Source organism: Pantoea sp. S62, from assembly GCF_016658625.1.
Lineage (GTDB): Bacteria > Pseudomonadota > Gammaproteobacteria > Enterobacterales > Enterobacteriaceae > Pantoea > Pantoea vagans.
Genome location: NZ_JACVVI010000002.1, coordinates 46,117 through 70,461, shown reverse-complemented (window position 1 = coordinate 70,461; position 24,345 = coordinate 46,117). Strand labels below are relative to the sequence as shown.

The 24,345-nt window shown below is 53.0% G+C and carries 21 protein-coding genes and 1 pseudogene; 8 read left to right on the top strand and 14 right to left on the bottom strand.

Annotated features, from left to right (window positions below; genetic code table 11):
* Positions 1-157: 157 nt before the first annotated feature.
* The 4 genes from IBT54_RS02840 to IBT54_RS02825 are packed head-to-tail and all read right to left on the bottom strand — an operon-like array spanning position 158 to position 3,907.
* Positions 158-889 carry an ABC transporter permease gene (locus IBT54_RS02840; RefSeq protein ID WP_033782410.1) on the bottom strand — a complete coding sequence of 244 codons (732 nt, stop codon included), beginning with the start codon at positions 887-889 and terminating at the stop codon, positions 158-160.
* Entirely contained in the window at positions 877-1,824 is a 948-nt protein-coding gene (locus IBT54_RS02835; protein ID WP_033782408.1) for an ABC transporter ATP-binding protein, read from the bottom strand. The genes IBT54_RS02840 and IBT54_RS02835 overlap by 13 nt, the downstream gene beginning before the upstream one ends.
* Positions 1,817-2,992: an ABC transporter permease gene (locus IBT54_RS02830; RefSeq protein WP_201251540.1), complete on the bottom strand. Its 1,176-nt coding sequence runs from the start codon at positions 2,990-2,992 to the stop codon at positions 1,817-1,819. Before IBT54_RS02830 ends, IBT54_RS02835 begins: the two co-directional genes overlap by 8 nt.
* 3 nt (positions 2,993-2,995) lie before the next feature.
* Positions 2,996-3,907 carry an ABC transporter substrate-binding protein gene (locus IBT54_RS02825; protein ID WP_201251539.1) on the bottom strand — a complete coding sequence of 304 codons (912 nt, stop codon included), beginning with the start codon at positions 3,905-3,907 and terminating at the stop codon, positions 2,996-2,998.
* Positions 3,908-4,213: 306 nt separating this feature from the next.
* On the opposite strand from IBT54_RS02825, the gene IBT54_RS02820 reads away from it, so the two are divergent.
* Positions 4,214-5,689, top strand: coding sequence for an MFS transporter (locus IBT54_RS02820; protein WP_013357222.1), 1,476 nt, complete (start codon positions 4,214-4,216; stop codon positions 5,687-5,689).
* Between the two features lie 55 nt (positions 5,690-5,744).
* On the opposite strand, the gene idi is transcribed toward IBT54_RS02820, so the two are convergent.
* The 3 genes from idi to IBT54_RS02805 all read right to left on the bottom strand — a co-directional run bounded on the left by idi (position 5,745) and on the right by IBT54_RS02805 (position 9,630).
* A complete protein-coding gene (gene idi, locus IBT54_RS02815) occupies positions 5,745-6,287 on the bottom strand; it encodes an isopentenyl-diphosphate Delta-isomerase (RefSeq protein ID WP_033782399.1) in 543 nt (180 codons plus the stop codon).
* A gap of 146 nt (positions 6,288-6,433) precedes the next feature.
* Positions 6,434-8,329 carry a methyl-accepting chemotaxis protein gene (locus tag IBT54_RS02810; protein ID WP_110331573.1) on the bottom strand — a complete coding sequence of 632 codons (1,896 nt, stop codon included), beginning with the start codon at positions 8,327-8,329 and terminating at the stop codon, positions 6,434-6,436.
* A gap of 191 nt (positions 8,330-8,520) precedes the next feature.
* Positions 8,521-9,630, bottom strand: coding sequence for a suppressor of fused domain protein (locus IBT54_RS02805; protein ID WP_201251538.1), 1,110 nt, complete (start codon positions 9,628-9,630; stop codon positions 8,521-8,523).
* Between the two features lie 675 nt (positions 9,631-10,305).
* Here IBT54_RS02805 and IBT54_RS02800 point away from each other — a divergent pair.
* Positions 10,306-11,085 carry a BPL-N domain-containing protein gene (locus IBT54_RS02800; RefSeq protein ID WP_201251537.1) on the top strand — a complete coding sequence of 260 codons (780 nt, stop codon included), beginning with the start codon at positions 10,306-10,308 and terminating at the stop codon, positions 11,083-11,085.
* A gap of 33 nt (positions 11,086-11,118) precedes the next feature.
* Here the strand turns inward: IBT54_RS02800 and IBT54_RS02795 are convergent, their stop codons facing one another.
* Entirely contained in the window at positions 11,119-11,697 is a 579-nt protein-coding gene (locus IBT54_RS02795; RefSeq protein ID WP_230299970.1) for a TetR/AcrR family transcriptional regulator, read from the bottom strand.
* A 131-nt stretch (positions 11,698-11,828) separates the two neighbouring features.
* On the opposite strand from IBT54_RS02795, the gene IBT54_RS25120 reads away from it, so the two are divergent.
* The 3 genes and pseudogenes from IBT54_RS25120 to IBT54_RS02780 all read left to right on the top strand — a co-directional run bounded on the left by IBT54_RS25120 (position 11,829) and on the right by IBT54_RS02780 (position 13,283).
* Complete coding sequence (locus IBT54_RS25120) at positions 11,829-12,185, top strand: TSUP family transporter (protein ID WP_255540184.1); 357 nt, start codon at positions 11,829-11,831, stop codon at positions 12,183-12,185.
* 461 nt (positions 12,186-12,646) lie between these two features.
* Positions 12,647-12,793, top strand: a pseudogene (locus tag IBT54_RS02785) (molecular chaperone DnaJ); the annotation flags it as partial.
* A 199-nt stretch (positions 12,794-12,992) separates the two neighbouring features.
* Positions 12,993-13,283 carry a Bor family protein gene (locus tag IBT54_RS02780; RefSeq protein WP_013357216.1) on the top strand — a complete coding sequence of 97 codons (291 nt, stop codon included), beginning with the start codon at positions 12,993-12,995 and terminating at the stop codon, positions 13,281-13,283.
* Positions 13,284-13,647: 364 nt separating this feature from the next.
* Here the strand turns inward: IBT54_RS02780 and IBT54_RS02775 are convergent, their stop codons facing one another.
* The 3 genes from IBT54_RS02775 to IBT54_RS02765 form a co-directional block, all read right to left on the bottom strand.
* Positions 13,648-14,622, bottom strand: a complete 975-nt coding sequence (locus IBT54_RS02775) for an alpha/beta hydrolase (protein ID WP_201251720.1) — start codon at positions 14,620-14,622, stop codon at positions 13,648-13,650.
* A 464-nt stretch (positions 14,623-15,086) separates the two neighbouring features.
* Positions 15,087-15,497, bottom strand: coding sequence for a hypothetical protein (locus tag IBT54_RS02770; RefSeq protein ID WP_201251536.1), 411 nt, complete (start codon positions 15,495-15,497; stop codon positions 15,087-15,089).
* On the bottom strand, positions 15,478-16,017 hold the full coding sequence (locus IBT54_RS02765; protein WP_201251535.1) for a hypothetical protein: 540 nt from the start codon (positions 16,015-16,017) through the stop codon (positions 15,478-15,480). Before IBT54_RS02765 ends, IBT54_RS02770 begins: the two co-directional genes overlap by 20 nt.
* A 630-nt stretch (positions 16,018-16,647) precedes the next feature.
* Here IBT54_RS02765 and IBT54_RS02760 point away from each other — a divergent pair.
* Positions 16,648-17,715 (top strand): serine hydrolase, encoded by a 1,068-nt coding sequence (locus IBT54_RS02760; RefSeq protein ID WP_201251534.1) that lies wholly within the window; start codon positions 16,648-16,650, stop codon positions 17,713-17,715.
* 174 nt (positions 17,716-17,889) lie between these two features.
* Positions 17,890-18,375, top strand: coding sequence for a GNAT family N-acetyltransferase (locus IBT54_RS02755; protein WP_201251533.1), 486 nt, complete (start codon positions 17,890-17,892; stop codon positions 18,373-18,375).
* Positions 18,376-18,492: 117 nt separating this feature from the next.
* On the opposite strand, the gene IBT54_RS02750 is transcribed toward IBT54_RS02755, so the two are convergent.
* The 3 genes from IBT54_RS02750 to bglX form a co-directional block, all read right to left on the bottom strand.
* A complete protein-coding gene (locus IBT54_RS02750) occupies positions 18,493-18,969 on the bottom strand; it encodes an N-acetyltransferase (RefSeq protein WP_201251532.1) in 477 nt (158 codons plus the stop codon).
* A gap of 169 nt (positions 18,970-19,138) precedes the next feature.
* The gene (locus tag IBT54_RS02745) at positions 19,139-20,011 is read right to left on the bottom strand and encodes an oxygenase MpaB family protein (protein ID WP_013357213.1); all 873 of its coding nucleotides are present in this window, start codon (positions 20,009-20,011) and stop codon (positions 19,139-19,141) included.
* A 96-nt stretch (positions 20,012-20,107) separates the two neighbouring features.
* Complete coding sequence (gene bglX, locus IBT54_RS02740) at positions 20,108-22,405, bottom strand: beta-glucosidase BglX (protein WP_201251531.1); 2,298 nt, start codon at positions 22,403-22,405, stop codon at positions 20,108-20,110.
* 155 nt (positions 22,406-22,560) lie between these two features.
* Between bglX and dld the strand changes: the two genes are divergently transcribed.
* Positions 22,561-24,264, top strand: coding sequence for a D-lactate dehydrogenase (dld, locus tag IBT54_RS02735; protein WP_135909639.1), 1,704 nt, complete (start codon positions 22,561-22,563; stop codon positions 24,262-24,264).
* Positions 24,265-24,345 lie beyond the last annotated feature (81 nt).

The window sequence follows — 24,345 nt, the reverse complement described above, 5'->3', positions numbered from 1 at the left end:
GGCACTTTGCCTCCTGCCTTGCGCGCGCTATTATCCCCGCCTCACTGTTAACAAGCTCAGGTTTCATCCATGAATGTCAAAAAAGCCTTTTTCGCCACGCTGTTTTTCATTATGGCTCTCGGCGGCACCAGCGGTCTGATGCTGGTGGGATACTCTCTTATTGTTCACTCACGCTAAGCCAGCGCTGCAGGCGTTCAAACAGGCGATCGCTCACTATTGCCAGCAGCGCCACCAGTAGTGCTCCCTGAATTACATAAGCTGTATTAAACCCGCTCAGGCCGATAATCACCGGCGACCCCAGACTTTTCGCGCCCACCGTCGAAGCGATAGCCGCGGTGCCGATGTTAATGATTACCGACGTGCGTATCCCGGCGATGATCACCGGTGCAGCCAGCGCCAGTTCAATCTGCCACAACCGCTGCCAGCTACTCATGCCGACCCCGATGGCAATCTCCCGGCTGCTGGCGGGTACGCTATCAATGCCCGCCAGCGTACCCTGTAAAATCGGCAGTAATCCGTACAGCAGCAGCGCCACCACCGCCGGCCACGCGCCAAAGCCCATTACCGGCACCGCAATCGCCAATACCGCCACCGGCGGAATAGTCTGCCCCGCCGCCACGATAGTTTCCATCAGCGGCCGGAAAGCGCGCCCCGCTCGCCGGGTCACCAGCACACCGCTGCCAATGCCGATAACAATGGCCAGCAGGCTGGCGGTGACCACCAGAAACAGATGCGCCAGCGTCAGCTGCCAGAAGCTCTCCTGCTGATAGAGTGGCCGTGCCAGTTCGGGAAACCAGCGGTGAAACAGCGGCCCGCTGTAAGGCATCAGGGTCAGCAGCGCGCCATAGAACAGCACCAGCCACAGCAGCGGATCCCTTAGCCTGCGCATGTTAAGCCCTCGCGCAATTGCAGCAGGTCGCCAAAGTGGAGCACGCCCAGCGGCTGCTGCCGATCGTCAACGACCGGCAGTTTATCAGTGCGCCGGGCGATAAACTGCGATAGCGCATCCCGCAGCGTCAGTGCGGCAGCGATCGGTTCGCCTGCAAACCATTCTCCACGCCGTACCGCATTTCCGACCTGTTCCAGCGACAGCAGCCGGACGCCCATCTCGCTGCGGCCAAAGAAGTCGCGCACAAAGTCATTTTTTGGCTGGGTCAGCAGCTCTGCCGGCCTGCCCTGCTGGACAATTTCACCGTTATCCATCAGCACGATGCGATCTGCCAGCGTCAGCGCTTCGTCGATGTCATGCGTCACCAGCACGATGGTGCGGCCCGACAGCCGATGAATACGCAGCATCTCCTGCTGCAGCACGCCGCGCGTCACCGGATCGAGTGCGCCGAACGGCTCATCCATCAGCAGCACTTCCGGGTCAGCCGCCAGTGCCCGCGCCACGCCCACCCGTTGCTGCTGCCCGCCGGAGAGCTGATGCGGATAGCGATTCAGTAGCTGCGCGTCAAGGTTCAGCAGCGCCAGCAGCGCCGCGATGCGCTCATCGATCTGCGCTCTGGACCAGCCCAGCAGGACCGGCACCGTGGCGATATTCTTCCGCACCGTCCAGTGCGGAAACAGGCCAATCGACTGAATGGCATAGCCCATGCGTCGGCGTAATATACGGGCATCGAGCTGGCGAATCGACTCACCGGCAAAGCGGATCTCACCACTATCAAACTCCACCAGCCGGTTGATCATTTTCAGCGTGGTCGATTTGCCGGAGCCGGAGGTACCGAGCAGTACGCAGAATTCCCCTTTTGCTACCTGCAGCGACAGATTTTTTACCGCCGCTTTACCGTTAAAGGCGCGGGAAACGCCATCAAACTCAATCATCTTTTCTCTCCAGCAGTGAGATCAGCAGGCGGAACAGCGCATCAATGACGACCGCCAGCGCAATCACCGGGATAACGCCCAGCAACACCAAATCCAGCGCACTGCTTAACAGCCCCTGGAAAATAATCGCCCCAAAGCCACCCGCGCCAATCAGCGCCGCCACTACCGCCATGCCCAGCGTCTGCACGACGACGACACGCAGGCCCGCCAGCCAGACCGGTAGCGCCAGCGGCACATCCACCGCGATAAACTGCTGCCAGCCGCTCATGCCCGTACCGCGCGCGCTTTCGCGCACCTCCTGCGGCACCTGTTGTAAACCTACGACCACGCTGCGCACCAGCGGCAACAGTGCATAAAGCACCAGGGCGATCAGCGCCGGGGCCATACCAATGCCGCTGATACCCCAGTCACCGAGCCACGGAAAATGCTGAGCCAGACCGGCCAGCGGCGCAATCAGCAGACCAAACAGCGCCACTGACGGCACCGTCTGAATCACATTCAGTACACCGAAGACGCTTCCCTGCCAGCCGGGCCGCCGGAACAGCATGACGCCCAGCGGCAGCGCAATCATTAACGCAGGCAAGACCGTACCGGCCAGTAGCGTAAGATGACGGCTCAGCGCCGCATCAAAAACCGCATGACGGTTGGCATACTCTTTCAGCAGGGAGAGATCGGCGAGCTGGCCACTGAACAGCAGCAGCAGCGGCAGGAGCCAGACCTGCAGATTAAGCAGCAGCTGTGCCAGCCGATGCGGGGTCAGCTGCCGCACCTGATCGGTGATCAGCAGCAGGATCAGCGCACCGCTGCACCACAGGCCGCTGGCAAAGCTGGTGCGCGCCAGACGGCTGCCCTGCTGACTCAGCAACGTCGCCTGATGCCCGCTGAGCCAGATGAGCGCCGCCAGCATCAGCTCCGCCGCCAGCAGCGCCACCATCAGCGTGACGCGCCCGGGCTGACGCCACAGCAGCAGCCACAGCGTCACCAGCGGCAGCAGCAACAGCCCGAAGCGGTTTATCTGCCAGCCCATCAGGGGTTCACCCGCCACCAGACGATTCGGGGCGAAGTTAAGGAACGGCAAGGTCACCAGCGCCAGGCTCAGCAGCGTCAGCAGCAGCAAAGCCACCGGCTGCTGAGCCGGACGGCGTATCGCGTCCCGCGATATCTGCATCGGTTACAGCAGCTTTTTCTGCTGCAGCCACTCGGTCGCTACGCTGCTGGCGTCCTGGCCGTCGACCGCAATTTTGGCGTTGAGCTGTTGCAGCGTTTTCTCATCAAGCGCGCTGAAGACTGGCTTCAGCCAGTCGGCAATCTGCGGATAGGCTTTAAGTACTGATTCGCGGATCACCGGCGTCGGCGCGTAAATCGGCTGAACACCTTTGGGATCGCTGAGCGTCTGCAGACCCAGTGCCGCCACCGGACCGTCGGTGCCGTAGGCCATCGCCGCGTTGACGCCAGAGGTCTGCTGCGCCGCCGCGCTGATGGTCACAGCAGTATCGCCGCCCGCCAGCGACAGCAGCTGATCCTGCTTGAGGTCAAAGCCGTAGGCTTTTTCAAAGGCCGGTAAAGCATCGCTGCGTTCGATAAATTCGGCTGAAGCGGCCAGCTTGAAGGTGCCGCCCTTTTTCAGAAAGACGCTGAGATCGGCCAGCGAGGTGAGCTGGTTTTTCTCCGCCAGGTCTTTACGCACGGCAATGGTCCAGGTGTTGTTGGCCGGAGCCGGTGTCAGCCACACCAGATGGTTTTTCTCCGCATCCAGCTTCTTCACCTTTTCGTAGCCTGCGGCGGCATTCTTCCAGGCGCTGTCTTTTTCATCATTGAAGAAAAACGCGCCGTTGCCGGTATATTCGGGGTAGATGTCAAGCTCGCCCGCCGTGATGGCACCGCGTACCACCTGCGTTGTGCCGAGCTGGATTTTATTGACGGTTTTTACGCCGTGCTTTTCCAGCACCTGAAGGATTACGTTGCCCAGCAGTGATCCTTCAGTATCAATTTTGGAGCCGACCCGCACGGGATCCGCTGCCTGTGCCATCCCCATACTGAGCAGCAACGCGCTGACTCCCACCCAACCCCGAATTCTGACCATGGTCTTTTCCTTATCGCAGTTTGTTGTTTTTGCATGATGTTTTCGCGTGATGACTCGCAAGGCATGAGACGCCTTAGCGTTGAGGCTGCTCGCCTGCCGCTGAGAGGGAGACTGACAAGGCGTGCAGCGGAAATAATCTGCCTTAAAAGCGTAGCCTGGCGCGGCGGCGATGCAGCTGACTTTATCGCAAATTGATAACGATTTGGGATTAAAAAATTATTATCTATAACTGAAATGAATTTACGTCTGGGCGTCTAAACGGCTATTCTCGAAAATCTGTTTTTATAATAAAAGACGTACAACATCATGTCCGACCTGACCTCTTCCGCCCATGTGGCAACAGCAGGGAGTTCGCCCGGTGGCGAAACACAGTGGATTCGCAGCGCAGCTGACGTCTCCCGTTTAGTGAACAGCGGCGACAGCGCCCGTAACAATGCCCGTATTGTGGTGGCGATTGCACTGGGCGGCGTGTTCCTTGACGCCTACGACCTGGGCGCGCTGGCGTTTGGCATTAAAGACATCACGCGCGAGTTTAGTCTCACTCCGACCGGCACCGGCATGGTCGCCTCGGCCATCACCTTCGGCGCGATCATCGGCGCGCTGATTGGCGGCTATCTCACCGACAAAATTGGCCGTTATCGGGTCTTTATGGCCGATATGTTCTTTTTCGTGGTGGCCGCTATCGCCTGTGCGTTTGCCCCGAATGAGTCTGTGCTGGCTGGCGCGCGCTTTGTGATGGGGCTGGGCGTCGGGATCGATCTGCCGGTGGCGATGGCATTTCTGGCGGAGTTTTCAAAGCTACGCGGCAAGGGGAATAAAGCCGCCAGCGTGGCGATGTGGTGTCCGACCTGGTACGCGGCGATCAGCATCTCTTATCTGCTGGTGCTGCTGCTTTATGCGGTGTTGCCTGAAAGCCACACCGACTGGCTCTGGCGGCTGATCCTCGGTTTTGGGGCCGTTCCGGCGATTGTTATCATCGCCATCCGCAGCCGTTACATGAGTGAATCGCCGGTATGGGCGGCTAATCAGGGCGATCTGAAAGGGGCCGCCGCGATTTTGCGCAGTGCCTGGAACATCAACGCGCAGGTGGCACCCGACGCCGGGCTGACCGCTGCCACCCCCGTGCGCAAGGCGAGCTGGCGCAACTATGGCGCGCTGCTGCAGGGCGTTTATCGCCGCCGCACGCTGCTGGCGACCATCACCTCTATCGCCTCGTCGTTTGCCTATAATGCGGTGGCGTTTGGTCTGCCGGTGATTATCTCCAGCTTCTTTGCTCAGTCGATGCTCACCACCATTCTGGTGTCACTGGCGCTGAATCTGCTGTTCGCCTTTGTCGGCGGGATTCTGGCGGTGCGACTGGTGCCGCGTCTGGGTGCGTGGAAGATGTCGGTGGCGGGTTATGGCTGTCAGTGCGTGGCGCTGCTGGGTCTGGCGCTGATTGGTCGTCCGGAAGGCGGCCAGGAAGCCGCACTGGCGATCGGCATGCTGGCGCTGTTCCTGTTTGGTCAGGGCTTCGGGCCGGGTTCGCACACTATGACCTTTGCGTCGCTAAGCTACCCGACGTCGCTGCGCGGCGTGGGCGTCGGCTTCAACCAGACGCTGATGCGCGGCAGTTCGACTGTGTCGCTGTTTCTGTTCCCGGTGCTGGTTGCCGCGCTGGGCACTGGCGTGTTCTGGGTGATCTTCCTGGCCCCGCTGGCCGGACTGCTGGCGCTGCTGGCGATCCGCTGGGAACCATCAGGCTATGATGTGGATGCAGAGGATTTTGAGCTGCCGCGTTAAACAGCGGTCAGGGCGTAAATAGAGCGCAGGAAAACCGCACCTCGGTGCGGTTTTTTTATGCCGTTACGGCCGGGAAAGGAAACTGCTCCAGATAGTCCGGGATACGCGGGAAGGTATGCAAAAACCACGGCGTGAACTGCTGTGGCTGCTGCTGCATCTGCTCCTCGATCAGCGCCATCGGACGATAATCAAAGGCGTCAGCTTCCTGCGGATTCAGCTGCGGCAGGCTGTCGCAGACGGCAAAGAAGACGTGACCATATTCATGCTCGGTCAGGCCGTTGCTCAGCTTCAGGTTATAGCTCAGCTCAAATACCGGCGTCAGCGTCACGATCATCCCCATCTCTTCACGCAGACGGCGCTCGGCGGCGTCGCGGGTCGATTCATGCGGATAAGGATGACCACAGCAGGTATTACTCCACAAGCCACCACAGTGATATTTATCGCTGGCACGCCGCTGCAGTAACAGCTCCTGCCGGGAATTGAAGACGTAGACCGTCACCGCGCGGTGCAGTAATCCTTTTTCATGCACTTCCAGCTTTTCCATTTTGCCGGTGGGACGATCGAGGTGGTCAACGAGGATAACTTCAATAGCAGACATGGCTTTTCCTTGAGATTATTCCCAACTATTCTGGCACAGAATAAGCAGTCTGGGGGGAACATCGCGGAATTTTTGCGCGTCTCAGGCGGAGATAAGCAGATGAAGCAGAAAGAAAATCAGGCCAGCAAGGCTGGCCTGAAAGAGGATTACAGTCGGAAGCTCTGAACCACCTGCTCAAGCTGGGTGCTCTGCGACTCCATCGCCTGCGCGGCAGCAGAAACCTGCTCTACCAGCACGGCGTTCTGCTGTGTGGTGCCATCAAGCTGAGTAATCGCCACGTTAACCTGTTCGATACCCAGGCTCTGCTCGCGGCTGGCGGACATGATTTCGCTCATCAGGGTCGTTACGCTGCTTACCCCCTTCATCAGCTCATCCATGGTCTGACCTGCCTGCTCAACCAGCGCGCTGCCGGTATCGATGTTTGCCACTGACTCTTCGATTAGCTTTTTAATCTCACGCGCCGAGTTAGCTGAACGCTGTGCCAGGTTACGTACTTCCGATGCAACTACCGCAAAACCACGGCCCTGTTCACCGGCCCGGGCAGCTTCTACCGCAGCGTTGAGTGCCAGGATATTGGTCTGGAAGGCGATGCTGTCGATCACGCTGATGATGTCGACCACTTTACGGGACGAGTGATGAATCTCACCCATCGTGGTGACCACCTGACGGACTACTTCGGTGCCACGCGCGGCCACCTGCGAGGCATCGCCCGCCAGCTGGTTAGCGTGAGTGGCGTTGTCGGCGTTCTGACGCACGGTGCCGGTCAGCTGCTCCATCGACGCGGCCGTTTCAACAATCGAGCTGGCCTGATCTTCGGTACGGGAGGAGAGATTGGCGTTGCCGCTGGCAATTTCGCGCGATGCAGCGGTAATCGCCAGTGCGCTGTCGCCCACCTGCTGCAACAGTCCCTGCAGATAGCTGATGAACTGGTTAAAGCTCTGCGCGACAGCGTTGAACTCCGGGCTGTTGCTGGCTGGCAGACGCTGCGTCAGATCGGCACCACCGGTCGACAGCGCTTCGATGTTGCTGTTCAGCACGTTGAGGCGTTTCATCATGGCGCGGACAAAGCCCAGCGACACCAGCAGCAGAATGACCGCCAGTGGGATCTGCACCAGACCCAGGCGAGTCAGCATGTTGTGCGACTGCGCTTTCAGCAGGCTGGTTGGCAGGCTGCTGGCGAGATACCACGGGCTGCCAGGAATGGCCTGCACGAACAGGGTCTGCTCGCCTTCGCTGCTGTCATAGGTGGTTTCCAGCGGCTGATTGCCCACGCCGTTCAGCAGCGTTTTCAGCGGTGCGGCCATCGACATCTGCACGTCAGCCAGGTTCTCCAGCTTCGGCGCGGCATTCACCAGCGCGCCATTGCCCACGACTTTGCCGTCGGCTTCGACGATCAGCACATTGCCGTGAATAGTTTCACCCATCTGCTTCGCCAGCTGGTTAAAGAACCCCAGGGTCACGTCGATGGTGGCAACACCCCAGGCCGAGCCATTGCGGTAGATAGCCATGGCGCAGTTGGTACGCGGCTGCGGGCTGGCGGCATCCTGATAGGCTTTTGCCCAGGCGCACTGCCCTTTCGCGGCAGCCAGACCATCTTTGTACCAGGGTTGCTCCCAGTATTTATCGGCGGCGTCGGAGTTCCAGTAGGTGTTGACCTGTAATTCATTGCTGGCATTACGGGCAAAGAAGCTGCTGTCTTTCTCTTTGGCCGGATCGCGACGGTTTGGCAGTGGCCAGATACCGCCACCAAACACATTGCTGTCCTGATACTGGTTCACCAGCGTCGGTAACAGGGTGTCGATAGTGGCGCTGTCCATGACAGAGGCAGCTTCGGTAATCGCACGCTGCTGTGCCTGCACGCGGTTCATCTGTTCAACGATGCCGGAGGCGAGTGAATCGACCTGATAGCGGACCAGACGACTTTCGCTGTCGACCAGCTGTGGCGCGACGAACTGATTGATGACCCAAACTGTAACGAGTAAAAGCGCAACAAAGAACGCGATCATTGTTGCGGTGAAGCGGGATTGTGTTGTTTTAAACATCTTTGTTCCCCTGAACCTGGTGCGGCGCGATTGCCTGATCCGGGTTAACGGCTCACTAAACAGGAACTTGAGATGAGCGGGATCACATATTTGAGAAATGTTTGATTTTTGTAAAAATTTAATTTCAAGACGGGACTATCACGTCCCCGACTGTTGCCGGGGATCGCGTGAACAAGCGCGTTATTGCTGGCCTATTCCTCAGGATTGATCACCTGCTGGCGCGGACGGAAGACATGATCGTTGCCCTCCGCTGTTAACAATTCCCGTAACTTCTGGCCGCCATGTTCATCGGCCTGCGCGAACAGACGCTCCGCTTCGGTGACAGGCGTGGTCCAGAGCAAAGCAGGTCGATCGCCATCGCGCTTGGGCAGCTTGAACTGCGCCTGTTCGGTTGCCAGTTCATTCGCCAGCAGGAAGCTTTCAAAGCCGACGGGAGCCACTTCCGACGCCAGCGTGTGGCCCTCACCCAGCCAGGTGAGCCGCGCCCACGGCAGATGCACGAACTCCGCCAGTGCACTCGCCATCTGCACCGCGTTGCCTTCGGTCATGATTTCACCGTCGACCGCCATGCCCAGTTCGATACGGCGATACTGCGGTGCCAGCTCATCAAACAGGTAATCGACCTGCGGCATGGGCCGGATGCTCATGCCGAGCGTCAGGAAATACCATACGCCCTGATGCCAGTGCTGCGAGATCGCCATCGGCGGCCAGCTGCCCTGATCGATCGCGTAATATTTCACTGACTCGCCAAAGCGCGCCTGATAGCAGGCCATAAGATCCTGCTGGACCCTGTCCCACTCGCTGCCGTCGTGCCATTCGCGCCAGAACTGACGCTGATGCTCCGCACGGGCGTAGTAGTCGTTGGTCGATGCTGAACCCAGCGGGGCCGTCAGCCGGTTCTTTTTGATACAGCCCGCAGAGAAGCTCACCTGCTTCTCCTGATAGAGGCTCCAGCCGGGGATCACCGCCAGCAGCTGGCCGTAATACCACAGCGCCGCGCCATCATCAGAAGGCTCCCACAGCACCTGCAGACCCGCCGGGTCCAGCGCGGGCTCCGCTTCCAGATTACGGCAATACTCGGCGCTGAGCAGCGGCGCGATGCCCTGCTCCATCGCCTCGCGATCTTCCTGTGCCGGTGCAGGCAGCAGGTTACGTAGCCAGCAGCCGCGCACCGCATACTGACTGCGGAACAGGTCGGTTGGCCAGATGTAAAAATAGGCGGTGCGCTCATCCTGTTCGACAATGGCGGTCAGGGTGCGCTGCTGATTGTGGACTTCGGCAATCAGGGATTTGTACGTCATAGTGCCTCGACAAAGCCTGGAGGAATCCATTTTCCCCGAGAATAGAGCAGGATCCTGGCTGCCGCCATTTGAGACAAGGGTAATAGTCTCAAAGTGTGGGGATTTGGGGGTTGGATAAAGCAGGGTAAAGGCTGTAAGAAGAAGCGAGGCCTGATTTCAACGTTATGCGAGATAGCGGCTTTGGGGCTATTGGAGCAAACAAAAACAGAGCCTGCAGGTTTCTGCCCACTCCTCACTAAGAATAAAAAGGCTAATCCGCACGCACATGAGTCCCTTGCGCAAGGTCTCCCGCCAATAAAAGTTTGTCCATTCTCCGGTGCTATTGAGTCGGATACGGAAGACGCGCCTGATTTCATAACTTACTGATAATCATCCTGACTGGCATCCTCTTAACTTTTATCCTTACTTTCAGGTCATAAGAAAAGCTCATGTTGAACAGGATCGGTACTATTCCCGATACATGACTCTTTTTTATGATATCCGGCAGTATTTACCTTGCTTAATCAACACAACCAATCTGAATGAAAGATAAATCACTTTCCTGTGAATAAATTAAAACTTGACAACTATGACCTCAACTGTAAATTAGGGCAACCGCTCTAATTTAGAGTTTTTACTATCATTCTCTTTTTCACTGTCTGTTTATTTTTGCTGTCGAACACTAAGGGATATGTAATGAAGTCCGATAAATTCCGTTGCAGACGCTACCTGGGCGCTTTTGTCTTTACCTCAGCATTGATGGCAGCCTCGGCAGGCTATGCGCCAGCAGCCTATGCTGCTGGCACAAAACCCGTTAACATCGCTGTTTACCGGGGGAAAGCTGGCTGTGAAGGTTGCTCAGAAATGGTGGTGAAATCGCTTGTAAAAACAGGATTGAATCTCTCTGTCAGCTATATTGGAGAAAATGAGAATTTAAAACTAAACAGCAGTAATCTCAAAAAATTTGACCTCTATATTCAGCCAGGGGGCGGACAGGATATTCCCGCAGCTTATAATGCTATAGGCGATGAGGGTGCAGAAGCCATCCGGAATTTTGTTCGCTCTGGTAAGGGATTTCTTGGCCTTTGCATGGGCGCTTATCTTGCTGATAAAGACTGGATAGGTCTGATCGACGCACCTCTGGATACCGAAGCAGGAAGACCGGGCGCAGAAGCTACGGATGAGGACGATTACACGCTAACAATACTGTGGGGAGGAAAGAAAGAGTCAGCTTATTATCAGGATGGTCCTTATCTGAATAACAGTTCCACCAGCAGAGGGTTTACTCCAATCGCCTGGTACAGTAATGGCGATGTTGCCATGGCGGCCTATACCTATGGAAAAGGGAAAGTGGTACTGACCGGACCTCACCCTGAAGCTGACGAAAGCTGGATCGATGCCAGCCAGCCAGGATACATCCCCGCTGAACGCAAAATGATAAAACTACTGAAATATCTGGACGTCAGTCATCAATGAATACGGGTAAAGCCAGAACGCCTGCGCTCATCTTTATCTCACCATCTGAAGAGAAAACTTAAAAATTTCCTCAAGAAAGAGAGCGCGTTTTTCAGCAGAATAATCAAGTATGATCATGCTTGAATAACCATCAAGCACAGCCGCAATTTGTCGGGCTGAAACCTGACTATTTGCAGAGGTAAATTCCCCCACTTCGATACCACGCGTAATGATATCTTCGACGATGTCATTCCACTGCATTAAATTGGCGTGAATAAGGTCAGCATAACGCTGATCTCTTGCTGAAAGAGGCCATATTTCAAGATAGAGAATCCAGTGCGAAGAGGGAGCATCTGGCAGCAGATAATCTAAAAAAAACAATAGTTCCTCTGATATTGTGCCAGTTTTTCGCTCTTTTAATTTCAGGAGATAGTCATTAACATCATCATCCAGCATCTTTTTTATAGCGTCGAGCTTAAGCTCATCCCAGTTACTATAGTAATGATACATATGGCTTCTGGAAATATTAAGCCGGGCATTCAGGTCTCGCGTTGAGACATTATTCAGCCCCTTCTCTTTAAAAAGGTTCAAAGCGGCTTTCTTTATAAGATCTTTGAATGAATCGACTTTCATTTTCAATAACGTCTTTTTAAATTCTCATTTTCGCATAATACCAGTTTCAGGAACTCAACGCTAACAGCTATAAAAGGTAAGCTGCGGCATATATCAGCCTTAACTTATAACGCGACGCCTGCTTCGTCATTATGATCGTCAGGCGCTTCTGGCTGATGCTGCTGCTTATACTGGCTGGTACGGTGGCAGCATCTTCGCTTCTGATTAGCATTAATCCCGCCTGGTCAGCGTTCGGCCTGGGTGTGGCTTTAATCGTATATGCTGTTTTAGCGATAGTTTCTCCATCGCTTACCGTTACTCAGGCTCGGGAGAAAGGGTTGTCACCCGTTACTGGCTTCATAACAGGCCTGCTAACCGGTGCGACAGGTCTATTCGTTATGCCAGCCGTTCTCTATCTTCAGTCGCTTCGCTTCAGTAACGATGAACACGTCCAGGCCCCTGGCCTGTCATTTACCGTGTCTACGATTGCGCTGGCGGCAGGAATTTAGCTTCATGACGCGTTCCGGATAGAGCAATTTTCACTTTCATTTATATCCATACTCCCTGCTCTGGCCGGAATGTGGCTCGGCCAGAAGGTGCGGGCACGTATTAGTCCCATGCGCTTCAGGCAGTGTTTTCTTCTGTTTTTAATTATGCTGGGCATAGAGTCGATTTCACGCCCTTTTATCTGATTTATCAGGCGTAAAGTAGCGGCGCACAGCCGAGAGGTTGCCTGATACTAAGGGTCACTAAGCAGTGATGATGAAATGAGCCGACACCCCTGTTGAACATTGCTGAAACGATCAGGTGAAGTGTTCTTAGTGGGCAAACGGACCAGATTGGATTTTTGCTTGTGTTACATAGCGGACATTTCAGCCCGAAAAGAAATCGTAAAACTCCGTCACGAAAACGTTTGAGCCAGATGGCCCTTTCATGCGCACGCCATCGAACTGCATTTGTCGTGGTTTAAACGCCGGTTAGCCTTAACGAGAAACAAAAGGCGCTGCTACGTAAGCTGGAAGAGGGCTTTGGTGGTGTGGTGGGAAAGAAGAACAGTCGGCGTTCAAAAAGCTTTCCCGATGGCGTCAAAAAGTTTTTCGACAATTTGACTCGCTAAGCGGAAACGCAACGGTAAACATAAAAAGCCCCTGCAGTGCAGGGGCTTTTTTAATTGCTGTACTATTCAGCACAACGTATCCGTTAAGGCGTACTCAGAAATTTTTCTCAAGTTTCCGCTTTCGTTGTCGATAACCTGATTGCTGGCTGAGTGATGATTACACTCAGCTTTTTTTTCATTTCTGGCGATAAGGATATTTATGAACAAGCTTTGTGTTGCGGCGTTTTTGGCTCTGAGTTTAACCGGCTGTGCGCAGCAGACTTTCGTGATGAAACAGAACCAGGTTGGCGCGGCGACGAAAACGACCAGCCAGCCGTTCTTTGTTTCAGGTATCGGTCAGCGTAAGAGCATTGATGCGGCACAGGTGTGCGGCAGCCCGGAAAAAGTTAGCCGGGTTGAAGTGCAGCAGACGTTTGTTAATGGCTTACTGAGCGTGGTGACGTTTGGTATCTACACGCCACGTGAAGCGCGCGTTTATTGCGCCATCTGATAATGCCTCAGGCCGGTTCGCCGGCCTAATCCTGCCTGCTATTTTCCATGTTCAGTGATTAAAATACATTAATATGTTGTAACTATTAAATTGTGCTGTCGCACCGTTGCGCGGCTTGCCTGCTGACGACGTTACCCGGAACGAGTTCAGGTAACATCGTCCAGCCTGGTAAAAGCAGTGGTTAAGCTGTTAGACATTAAAGTCCGCTAAGAGCGAAGAGTAGACGTTATTTTCCGGCGTAATAGTCTTTCGGGATGAAATGTCTGATTTGCTGGATTGCCATAACCGCACTGATCTACGGCATGAAGAAGGGTTCAGGAAGAGTAAACCCGGGCTGGTCAGCATTCTGAGCAGCCCGCTAAAACTATTTCAGATGCTCACGAAGCAGACTACCCGCCTGAGTCAGTGAGGCCTGAACTTCAGGAACTTCGGCGAGAGCATTCAGCAGTCCGTAATCATGTATCATGCCGTTATAACGCACCTGAACCACGTCCACGCCGGCTGCGTTAAGCTTACGGGCGTAAGCTTCCCCTTCATCCCGCAGCACATCGTTCTCTGCCGTCTGTACAAGCGCTGGCGGGAGACCTTTCAGCTGGGTTTCTGAAGCACGGAGCGGTGAAGCGTATATTTCATTGCGCTGCGCATCGCTGGTTGTGTAATTATCCCAGAACCATTTCATCATATTCCGGGTCAGGAAGCGCTTTGTCGCATATTTTTCGTAGGAGGCTGTGTCAAATTTTGCATCGGTTACCGGCCAGAACAACACCTGGTAACGCAGGTCAGGTCCGTGTTTTTCTTTTGCCATCAGGCTTACCACTGCCGCCATGTTTCCGCCAACGCTGTTTCCCGCGACTGCGAGGCGCTTACCGTCGACACTGATTTCATCGCCATGTTCAGCGACCCACTTTGTGGCACCGTAGGCCTGGTTTATGGCAACCGGATAGTGTGCTTCCGGACTGGGGGTATAGTTTACAAAGACGGCCACCGCACCGGACGCAAGGACCAGGTCCCGGACCATGCGCTGATGCGTCGGGAAATCTCCCAGAACCCATCCTCCTCCGTGGAAAAACATAAAGGCCGGCAGCTTTTCTGAGGCATTTTCAGGCCTGACGATGGTCAGTTCTACGGGCTTACCATCGACCTGAATGGTTTTGTTTGAGGTTGTCACGCCGGAGAGGTCAACTTTCACTGAAGACTGTGCACCGGACAAAACCTTGCGGGCTTCCTCCGGCGAAAGTTTCTCAATGGGTTTTCCATTACCGCTGTTCAGCTGGTCAACGAAAGACTGCGTGTGATGCTCCAGATGAACATCGTTTGAGGCCGCGCCGGCCGCACTCATAGCCAGAAAAATACTGCTGCTAATCAGGGCAGAGGTCACTTTATTCATGATATATCCTTAACAATTAACTGTATCAGGTCAGTGAAAAACCATCCGTACGAATCCAGATGATGAAACCTGATTATAGTTTAAATGCCAAATAGAGCCTGATTTTAAGGTGTTTTTTTGTTGAGGGCATGAAAATATGGAGAGGATGAATGTCACAAATTAAATGAAAATATTTTATATATTTTGGATTGCGGAGCCAAATTTAGTCAGGCCTGAAACTGAAGAATCGCTTGCGTCCAGCTTCAGGGCAGCCACTGCAGTGCCGGGCTGTCAACGTCCGCTTCTGGCACAAAGCGGACGCTATCTAGCCCAATGTCCGCTATGAGCGAGGAGCGGACGTAAGTAACGTCCGCATTGCACCAATTGGAGGGGTGCAGGTCAACTGGTATGATAGAGCTGTCTTTAGTTAGTAAGGCTCACCTATTAAAAACCCCTTTAGGCTCATCACCTTTTTGGAAGTGAGGACTCTGCTCATCAAGTTTATAAGAAATAAGATGACCATCCTCGGTAAAGGATAAAGTAAGAATTTGTTCCTGACCCACTATTTTCGGTGAAATCGGAATTATTACGAGTCTGCTTTGTTGACTCCAGATATAGCGCCACCTCAGCGCCTCGCTAAAATTTTCAGGAGAATTGGGGGGGCCAAAACGGCTCAGGACTTCCCGTTTAGTTGTTTTTCCAGCGACTAACCAACTACTAAGGGATTTATCTTCAAAAGACGTTTCCGATACATTGTGCGAGCGTACGCCTCCAGATATACAGCCCTGCACGGAAGGTAAAACCAGCATTACTGAACAAACGATGCCTTTAATTAAATTCGTTTGCAAAGTAATCACCTTTTTTAAACGGCTCAGCTTTAAGGATTTTCACGCCTGTAGCTGGATCGGTTACAATTTCACTAAAGTGAAAAACACATTTAGTAAACTGTTCATGTGCATCAAAATTCACGTCGTAATCTTTTCCAGCCTCAAGATTTACTAACGCTGACATTGAGCAGTGTCCCTGGTCGGTTTCATCGGTAATGATGTGGAAAATGGTTGGACCTGGCTTTGCAAGTACTTCAAAATAGTAACTTTTATAATCCTGCTGACGATAGCTTATTTTAGGCATGCCAATATCGCGGGAGTCATTATAATAACCAAATGATGTATGCGGGACTAATTCCTGAAACGTGCTGTTTCCTTTTGTAGATATCGATGTACCGGTGACATTCCCAATAAAACGAACGCGAGCCAGATGACTTTTCTCACCAACAGGGTCGTGATAAAGCGGCGCGGAATAATTGAAAGCTGAACAGCCACTTAATAAAGCAACGCTCAAGAAAGTAAAAGGCAAACATTTTTTCATAATAATAAAAACCCAAGTTTAATTTATCCGGAGTTATCGGCAAAAAATAGCCCTTACTTTAATTTTTTCTGCCTGTTGCTTTTTATATTATCTGAACTTCAGACTTTCAATCTTATGCCAGAGAAAACCGTAACCACCCTTCCCCCTACTCACATAAGAGAACCGATCCGGAAGCAAAGAGAAATCCTGCGCTGCGGGCGCTTTGACGCGCAACCATTCCGTTAGAATGCACCGGAAACCCCTGGGGCGTTTCCGACCCGACTGCAGGCTTTCGCACAAAGCGAACTGATAATAGTCTAATGTTCGCTAAGAGCGAAAAGCGGACAGAACGTTTTTAATAACTGAGATTCTACAGTACTACCATGATATTCCGGCCATGAACCCAAGTTTCGCCTGCAGCTAGCGCCCCCTGATTAAACCGATCTTCCTCCGAATATAATCAGAATGAGAAAGGCTATTCAGGGTAACAGGATTTATTAAATTAATTCGATATGAATTCCGCTATTAAATAAAATGGAAAAATGTTGAATTTAATAGTAAGTATGTGTTATTTCAAACTAAAAATTCTTAACATTTTGCAGCCCAATGATAAGTGAAAGTTATCATATCACCAAGCGAGATTTACTTAAAATGGATTTAATACTAAAAGATAAGTTAGATTTTATTTTGCACGACATTAAAGAAAATGAGCCTGGCGTAGTCCTTCTTGCTGAATTTGATGATGGAAGTCGCTATTTTTCTTCACGTGGCTTGGCGGATGTAGAAAGATCCAGATATTGTGATGAAAATACTATTTTTAATCTTGCGTCTCTATCAAAGCAGTTTACTGCTTTTTGTATTCACTTATTAGAACGTGAAGGTAAAGTTTCGCTATCAAAGTCGGTAAAAGAATATATTCCTGAGTTGCCAAGTTATGCAGAGGATATAAAAATAAAAAATCTTATCCATCATACGAGTGGATTTAAAGATTATATTGACATAGCAGAAGAAAAAGGAATTTCATTCTTTGGTGATTTGACTCCAGAGGAAAGCCTGGAAGATGTTTGCAATTGTATTAAGCCTGACTTTGAAGCGGGAAAGAAATTTGCACACTCTAACACAAATTATTTTCTACTCTCCATTGCAATTGAAAGAGTTACAGGGGTAAAAATATCTAAATATGCCAATGATATGATTTTTTCCCCTCTTGGTATGAAGGATACTTTCTTCAATGAATCATATCCAATTAAACTGGAGACTGCTAAAGGTTATTTTTTTTCTGAATCCGGAGATAATTATGAACACAAAGAAAGCTTATGGACTCAAACCGGAGATGGGGCAGTTTACTCAACGGCAAATGATTTAATTAAATGGGGCAGAAATTTCTCTGAGGCAAAAGCAGGTGGCTCGGAATTAATAAATATTATTTCAGTACCAAATAAAGAGGAGTTAACTGAGATTCTCAAAGTTGAAGATTATCAACCCTATGCTTCCGGGCTAGTCGTTCAGCATGATTTCGGGGAGGAAAGCCTAATGCATTCAGGTAGTTGGATAGGTTATGTTTCATTTTTTGTAAGGCATATGGATTCAAAGTTAACTGTTGTTGTGCTTTCAAACAGAGATGACTTTAACGCTGGAGAAGTTGCTTACAAAGCATCTGAAATATTACTCAATATTAACTTGAATGACTATGATTCACAAAGTGACTTTGGGTATTAATATAATCAAGCATGTGAATATATTAGCGTCCGCTTCTGGCACTAAGCTGCCCATCAAGACGTTATGCAGGGGCAGCTATGAGCGAGGAACAGACATTACACTCTCGAAATAGTTTGGAAACAGTATTGCACCATCACCCGCTTTGGTCTGATGCTTTCCTTAGCAGGATGCTTTATGTTGGTCACACTCATCCTGCAGGGTACAACCATGATAACAGTAGAGAAATCAGATCCATTTTCTTCAGAATCCCATCACCTAATCGAATTGCTGTCAGCAGAACTTGCCGCTATTACTGGTGATAACGGCAAAAGCCATTTCACCGCTGAAGCAATGAGTGATGACAAAGCCTTATGGGCATTAGCAAAGAACCCTCAAGGTAAAGCGATAGGATGCGGAGCTATACGGCCATTAACGTACAATATAGCCGAGCTTAAAAGAATGTTTTCAGACCGAAGTGTGCCAGGGGTTGGTGGTGCTTTACTTATTTTTCTTGAAGAATCTGCAAAAGAGATGGGATATATCGAGCTTAGGCTGGAAACACGACACATCAACTATCGGGCCGTAAATTTCTACAAAAAAATTGGCTATGTCCGTATTGAAAATTATGGCCCATATATAGGTAGGACAGAAGCTGTCTGCTTTTCAAAAACATTGCGCTGATTGTATGAATCGACTCTGACGTCCGCTTCTGGCACAGAGCGGACTGAATTGGCGCAATGTTCGCTATGAGCGAAAGGCAGACGTAGTTTTCAATTACTGATTCTGTTATTTAATATCCTAACGCACGATGGCCTTGCTCATATTGATACCCGTTACTCCAAAACCGCTGCTCTCGTATACATGGAGAGCGCGGGCATTATCTCCAGCTACACGTAGTCTAATCTCTTTAAAACCCTTATCCTGAAGATCCTCTTCAAAAGCGCGAAGAGCCTGTTTACCCAATCCCTCTCCCTGAAATGAATTAAAAATATGAAAATCATAGATAAATACTGTGCACATTGCCGCATCTGGTTTGTACCAGAGATAGCCTACGTGCCTCTCAGATACATCTAATTTCGAGAAAATGGACAGCAAAATTTGCCCGTGCGTATTCACTCCTTCCGCAAGCAATTTTGATATTTCCTGCCTGGCCATTGTTAGAGAATCACTTTTAGACATTCTATAATTTGACGCTATCTCATTTGCATAATCAGGAATAAAATATTCAAGATGAGCAGAGTACTCTTCTTCTGTCATTGAGCGAAACGAGACCATCTTGTAATCCTTATTGAGGAAGTCCTAGAGACAGAAAGGACCATACTAAAAGCGCTAATAGCAATACAATGTCAAATTATTCGTTTATGGAATAACAACACTTCCGATCGATTACATGAAAGGGATACTCAATGTCCGCTTCTGGCACAAAGCGGACATTCATAGCCCCTCACCCCAGCCTGCCCATCCTCAGCATCGCCCGATACCAGGCCCCGCGCTGAATTGACCACCTCAACCCCACCGCAATCGCATTAATCTTCTTGTCAATCATCGCCTGCTCAAAGCGGCCGATTTCACGGCCGGACATCGCCTGCGCCCACGCGGGCATCAGCCCGAATCCCGACTTCAGCATGATTTTCATCACCGGTTTCGCCTGCCAGCTCGGAGCAGGGGCATTCATCAGCAATCGCGTCACTTCGGCGGTGCGTTCATCAAAGCGCAGCTCCGGACGCATCTGTTGCAGATAATCTGCCACATCGACGACGCTTTTCGGCACCTTCTCTGCACCCAGCGCTTCGGCAATCAGTGCCGCTTCCTGATAGTACTGATCCTGTTCCGCCCGGGTAAGCTGCGGATTTTTGTAGCGCAGATGAGCGGCCAGAAAACGGCTGGTCTCTGCCACATGCACCCAGGTGAGCAGATGCGGATCGCTGGCGGCATAAGGTTTGCCCGCGCTGTCGACGCCGCTGACTTTCAGGTGAATACGTTTCACCCGCTCGATCAGCGTCTGTGCATCCTGCGAATTACCGTAGGTGGTCACGGCAATAAACTGACTGGTACGGCGCAGGCGGCCCATCATATCTTCGCGGAAATTGGAGTGATCCCAGACGCCCGCCAGCGCCGCCGGATGCAGCATCTGCAATAGCAGCGCGCTGATTCCGCCGCACATCATGGAGGTGAAGTCACCATGGACGCGCCAGATTACGCTGTCCGGGCCAAAAAGGCCGGGATCGCCAGGCGGTTGAGAGAGGTCAAATTCATTCATCGACAGGCCGTTAAGGCGGAAGACCTGCTGCTGAATGCGGTCACGCAGATTAATCATGGCGGCTCTGATAGTGGATATGATGCGGCGCGCGGTAACAGGACGCTCCCGACGCGCCGCATCACCTTCCCCTGAGTTCAGGGAAAAGGCTGACGGTTATTGATAGCTGAACTGCGCATTCTCGGTACGAACGGAATCGAGTCCAATCATCACGTTGAATTTGCCGGGCTCTGCAACGTGCTGCATCTGCTGGTTCCAGAACTTCAGCGCATCCACGTCAATTTTAAAGGTCACGGTTTGCGACTCACCTGCTTTCAGCATGATGCGCTTAAAGCCACGCAGCTCCTGCACCGGACGGCTGATGGACGCGACCGGGTCGTTCAGATACATCTGCACTACCGTCGCACCATCGCGCTTACCGCTGTTGGTCACTGTCACGCTGGCCTCAACGCTGCCGTCGCGCGGCATGGTCGGTGAGGACATTTTTACCGGCGACACGGTGAAGCTGGTGTAGCTCAGACCGTAACCAAACGGATAGAGCGGGCCGTTAACCGCATCATAGTAATGCGAGGTGTACTTGTTCGGCCTCGCAAAGTTGTAAGGACGGCCTGTTGGCAGATGGTTGTAGTAGATCGGAATCTGACCCACTGAACGCGGGAAGGAGACTGGCAGTTTGCCCGACGGGTTGTAGTCACCAAACAGCACATCGGCGATAGCGTTGCCGCCCTCGGTGCCGCTGAACCAGGTTTCCAGTACCGCATCAGCCATGCGATCTTCATTCACTATCGACAGCGGACGTCCGTTCATCAGGACAATCACCAGCGGCTTACCGGTGGCTTTCAGTGCCGCTAACAGCTTCTGCTGACTTGGTGGGATCACCAGGTCGCTGCGGCTGGAGGCTTCATGCGCCATCCCCTGCGCTTCGCCCACGGCGGCAACCACCACATCGGCCTGCTTCGCTTTGGCAACCGCGTCATCGATCATCTGCTGCGGTGAACGCGTATCCACGGAAACCGCCTGCTCATAGAGGTTCAGGAAGTCCTGAATCCCTTTGTTGTCGCTGACGTTAGCGCCCTTCTCATAAAGCAGCGTCGCTTTGCCTTCGGTGGCATTGCGCATGCCCTGTAGCAGCGAAACGGATTGCTTCGCTACACCCGCCGCGGACCAGCTGCCCATGATGTCGCGCTGACTGTCTGCCAGCGGACCAATCAGCGCAATGGTGCCCGATTTTTTCAGCGGCAGGGTTTCCAGCCGGTTTTTCAGCAGTACGATGCTTTTACGCGCCACATCGCGTGCTTCAGCGCGATGCAGACGGCTTTCCGCATTGGTGTCCTGCGGGTCGCTCTCTTTCGGACCTAAATGGCTGTAGGGATCGTTAAACAGGCCCATGTCATATTTGACGTTAAGCACATGACGCGCCGCATCATCAATTTCGGCCATCGTGACATCGCCGCTCTTCACCAGGTCCGGCAGATACTTGCTGTAATATTCGTCGCTCATGCTCATATCAACGCCCGACTTCAGGGCGATGCGTACCGCTTCCTGCGGATCGCTGGCGACGCCATGTTTGATCAGCTCTTTAATCGCACCGTGATCGCTGATGGTGATGCCTTTGAATTTCCACTTATCGCGCAGCAGATCTTTCAGCAGCCAGCTGTCCGCCGTGGCGGGGACGCCATTGATGGAGTTCAGCGCCACCATCACGCCGCCGCTCCCCGCATCCAGTGAGGCTTTATACGGTGGCAGATAGTCCTGGAACATGCGCTGCGGGCTCATGTCCACGGTGTTGTAATCGCGTCCACCCTCAACGGCTCCATAGAGCGCGAAGTGTTTCACGCTGGTCATCACGCTGTAGCGATCGGCGGCACTTTTGCCCTGCATCGCCTGCACCATGCTGCGACCCATTTCGCTGGTGAGATAGGTATCTTCACCGAAGCCTTCGGAACCACGACCCCAGCGCGGTTCACGGCTGACATCCACCATTGGCGCCCAGGTCATATTCAGGCCATCGTCAGCCGCTTCATAGGCAGAGACGCGCCCTACTTCTTTAACGGCATCCAGATCCCAGCTGGCCGCAAGAGCCAGAGGGATCGGGAAAATAGTGCGCTGACCGTGAATCACATCGAAGGCGAAAAACAGGGGGATCTTAAGGCGGCTGAGCTGCATCGCCTGATCCTGCATCGCGCGGATATCCTGACGCGTGACAGTGTTAAAAATCGCGCCAACCTGACTCTTCTGAATCATGTCGCGAATGGCTTCTTTCGGATTATCAGGTCCGACACTAATTAAACGCAGCTGACCGATCTTCTCATCCAGCGTCATTTTTTTAAGCAGCTGGTTAACGAAGGCATCACGCGCCTGTTCGGTCATCGGGTGGTTACCTGGCACTGTCTCAGCCAGTGCGGGTTGCATCGCGAGGGAGACAGCGAGACTAACAGAGTAAATCCATTTCATCAGGTTGGGTTCTCTTAAGTAACTGCGCAATATCGAATAAACAGGCGGCAGTGTGCCACAAGATGAGAATAGCAGGTAGCTGCCGCTGTCACACTGCGTTGAGGTCAGTTGACGTGCTACAGTTAGGACGCACTGATAAGACAAGGGAATTGCTCATGATACAAACCTCTGCCCTGCTTTCTGACCTTCGCCGCCTGGTCGGCCCTGCCCATCTGCTGACAGAACCTGAACAGACTGCCCGCTATCGCAAAGGCTTTCGCTCCGGCGAAGGTGAGGCGCTGGCCGTGGCGTTTCCCGGTACGCTGCTGGAGCTCTGGCGGGTATTGCAGACGCTGGTGAAAGCGGATGTCATCATCCTGATGCAGGCGGCGAATACCGGCCTGACCGAAGGTTCAACACCACATGGCAATGATTACGACCGTCCGCTGGTGATTGTCAGTACCCTGCGACTGGATAAGCTTCAGCTGATCGACGAAGGCCAGCAGGTGCTGGCGTTCCCCGGCAGCACACTCTATCAGCTGGAAAAAGCGCTGAAGCCGCTGGGACGTGAACCCCACTCGGTGATTGGCTCCTCATGCATTGGGGCCTCGGTGCTGGGTGGCATCTGTAATAACTCCGGCGGATCGCTGATTAAGCGCGGCCCGGCCTACAGTGAGATGGCCCTGTATGCGCAGATTGATGCACAGGGAAGACTGAAGCTGGTGAACCATCTGGGTATCGATCTGGGGACCTCGCCGGAAGAGATTCTGGGACGACTGGATGACGACCGCTGGCAGCCCGGCGACGTGCAACACGATGGCCGTCACGCCTCCGATCATGAATATGCCGACCGGGTCCGTGAAGTCGATGCGGATACGCCCGCCCGTTACAACGCCGATGCGCGTCGCCTGTTTGAAGCGTCCGGCTGTGCCGGGAAGCTGGCGGTCTTCGCGGTGCGACTCGATACGTTCGCCAGCGAACCGCAGCAGCAGGTGTTTTACATCGGCACCAACGAACCCGGTGTGCTTAACGATATCCGCCGTCACATCCTGGCGCATTTCACCCATCTGCCGGTGGCGGGCGAATATATGCACCGCGACATTTATGACATTGCGGAAGTCTACGGCAAAGACACCTTCCTGATGATCGACAAGCTGGGCACCGACAAGATGCCGCTGTTTTTCACGCTGAAAGGACGGGTTGACGCCTGGCTGAGCAAGCTCTCCTTCGTTAAACCGCACTTCAGCGACCGGCTGTTGCAGCGCCTGAGCAAACTGTTCCCGGCGCATCTGCCCAAACGCATGAAGCAGTATCGCGACAAATATGAACATCATCTGATGCTGAAGATGTCGGGCGACGGCGTGGCAGAAGCGCGTAACTATCTGCGCGACTACTTTCGTGAAGGCGGTGGCGAGTTCTTCGAGTGTGAAGGCAAAGAAGGTGCGCACGCGTTTCTGCATCGCTTTGCGGCAGCGGGTGCGGCTGTGCGCTACCACGCAGTCCATGCAGATGAGGTCGAGGATATTCTGGCGCTGGACATCGCGCTGCGTCGCAACGATGCGGACTGGTTCGAAACCCTGCCCGATGCGATCCGCGCATCCTTAAGCCATCGCCTCTACTATGGTCACTTCTTCTGTCATGTTTTCCATCAGGATTACATCGTCAGAAAAGGGGTGGATGTGCATGCACTGAAAGCGCAGATGCTGGAGATCCTGCAGGCGCGCGGGGCGGAATATCCCGCTGAGCATAATGTCGGCCATCTCTATCAGGCAAAACCGCAGCTGGCGGCGTTCTATCGCCAGCTCGATCCGACCAATAGCTTCAATCCTGGCATTGGCAAAACCAGCAAGCAAAAAGGCTGGGCGGTGAAGCAGGTTTAATCGCGTTATCGGTCAGCCTGCCGGTCCGGGCAGGCTGATCGTCACACTTCTTTTTGACCCGCTCACTCCCCTTTACGGCCC

Excerpts from the sequence above, each read along its gene's own strand:
- IBT54_RS02780 (WP_013357216.1), top strand. The coding sequence starts at position 12,993 with ATGAACAAGCTTTGTGTTGCGGCGTTTTTGGCTCTGAGTTTAACCGGC.
- IBT54_RS02760 (WP_201251534.1), top strand. The coding sequence starts at position 16,648 with ATGGATTTAATACTAAAAGATAAGTTAGATTTTATTTTGCACGACATT.
- IBT54_RS02810 (WP_110331573.1), bottom strand. The coding sequence starts at position 8,329 with ATGTTTAAAACAACACAATCCCGCTTCACCGCAACAATGATCGCGTTC.
- IBT54_RS02795 (WP_230299970.1), bottom strand. The coding sequence starts at position 11,697 with ATGAAAGTCGATTCATTCAAAGATCTTATAAAGAAAGCCGCTTTGAAC.
- IBT54_RS02775 (WP_201251720.1), bottom strand. The coding sequence starts at position 14,622 with ATGAGTGCGGCCGGCGCGGCCTCAAACGATGTTCATCTGGAGCATCAC.
- IBT54_RS02800 (WP_201251537.1), top strand. The coding sequence starts at position 10,306 with ATGAAGTCCGATAAATTCCGTTGCAGACGCTACCTGGGCGCTTTTGTC.
- IBT54_RS02745 (WP_013357213.1), bottom strand. The coding sequence starts at position 20,011 with ATGATTAATCTGCGTGACCGCATTCAGCAGCAGGTCTTCCGCCTTAAC.
- IBT54_RS02805 (WP_201251538.1), bottom strand. The coding sequence starts at position 9,630 with ATGACGTACAAATCCCTGATTGCCGAAGTCCACAATCAGCAGCGCACC.
- IBT54_RS02750 (WP_201251532.1), bottom strand. The coding sequence starts at position 18,969 with ATGGTCTCGTTTCGCTCAATGACAGAAGAAGAGTACTCTGCTCATCTT.
- IBT54_RS02835 (WP_033782408.1), bottom strand. The coding sequence starts at position 1,824 with ATGATTGAGTTTGATGGCGTTTCCCGCGCCTTTAACGGTAAAGCGGCG.
- IBT54_RS02825 (WP_201251539.1), bottom strand. The coding sequence starts at position 3,907 with ATGGTCAGAATTCGGGGTTGGGTGGGAGTCAGCGCGTTGCTGCTCAGT.
- IBT54_RS02820 (WP_013357222.1), top strand. The coding sequence starts at position 4,214 with ATGTCCGACCTGACCTCTTCCGCCCATGTGGCAACAGCAGGGAGTTCG.
- IBT54_RS02765 (WP_201251535.1), bottom strand. The coding sequence starts at position 16,017 with ATGAAAAAATGTTTGCCTTTTACTTTCTTGAGCGTTGCTTTATTAAGT.
- IBT54_RS02840 (WP_033782410.1), bottom strand. The coding sequence starts at position 889 with ATGCGCAGGCTAAGGGATCCGCTGCTGTGGCTGGTGCTGTTCTATGGC.
- IBT54_RS02830 (WP_201251540.1), bottom strand. The coding sequence starts at position 2,992 with ATGCAGATATCGCGGGACGCGATACGCCGTCCGGCTCAGCAGCCGGTG.
- bglX (WP_201251531.1), bottom strand. The coding sequence starts at position 22,405 with ATGAAATGGATTTACTCTGTTAGTCTCGCTGTCTCCCTCGCGATGCAA.
- dld (WP_135909639.1), top strand. The coding sequence starts at position 22,561 with ATGATACAAACCTCTGCCCTGCTTTCTGACCTTCGCCGCCTGGTCGGC.
- IBT54_RS25120 (WP_255540184.1), top strand. The coding sequence starts at position 11,829 with ATGATCGTCAGGCGCTTCTGGCTGATGCTGCTGCTTATACTGGCTGGT.
- IBT54_RS02755 (WP_201251533.1), top strand. The coding sequence starts at position 17,890 with ATGTTGGTCACACTCATCCTGCAGGGTACAACCATGATAACAGTAGAG.
- idi (WP_033782399.1), bottom strand. The coding sequence starts at position 6,287 with ATGTCTGCTATTGAAGTTATCCTCGTTGACCACCTCGATCGTCCCACC.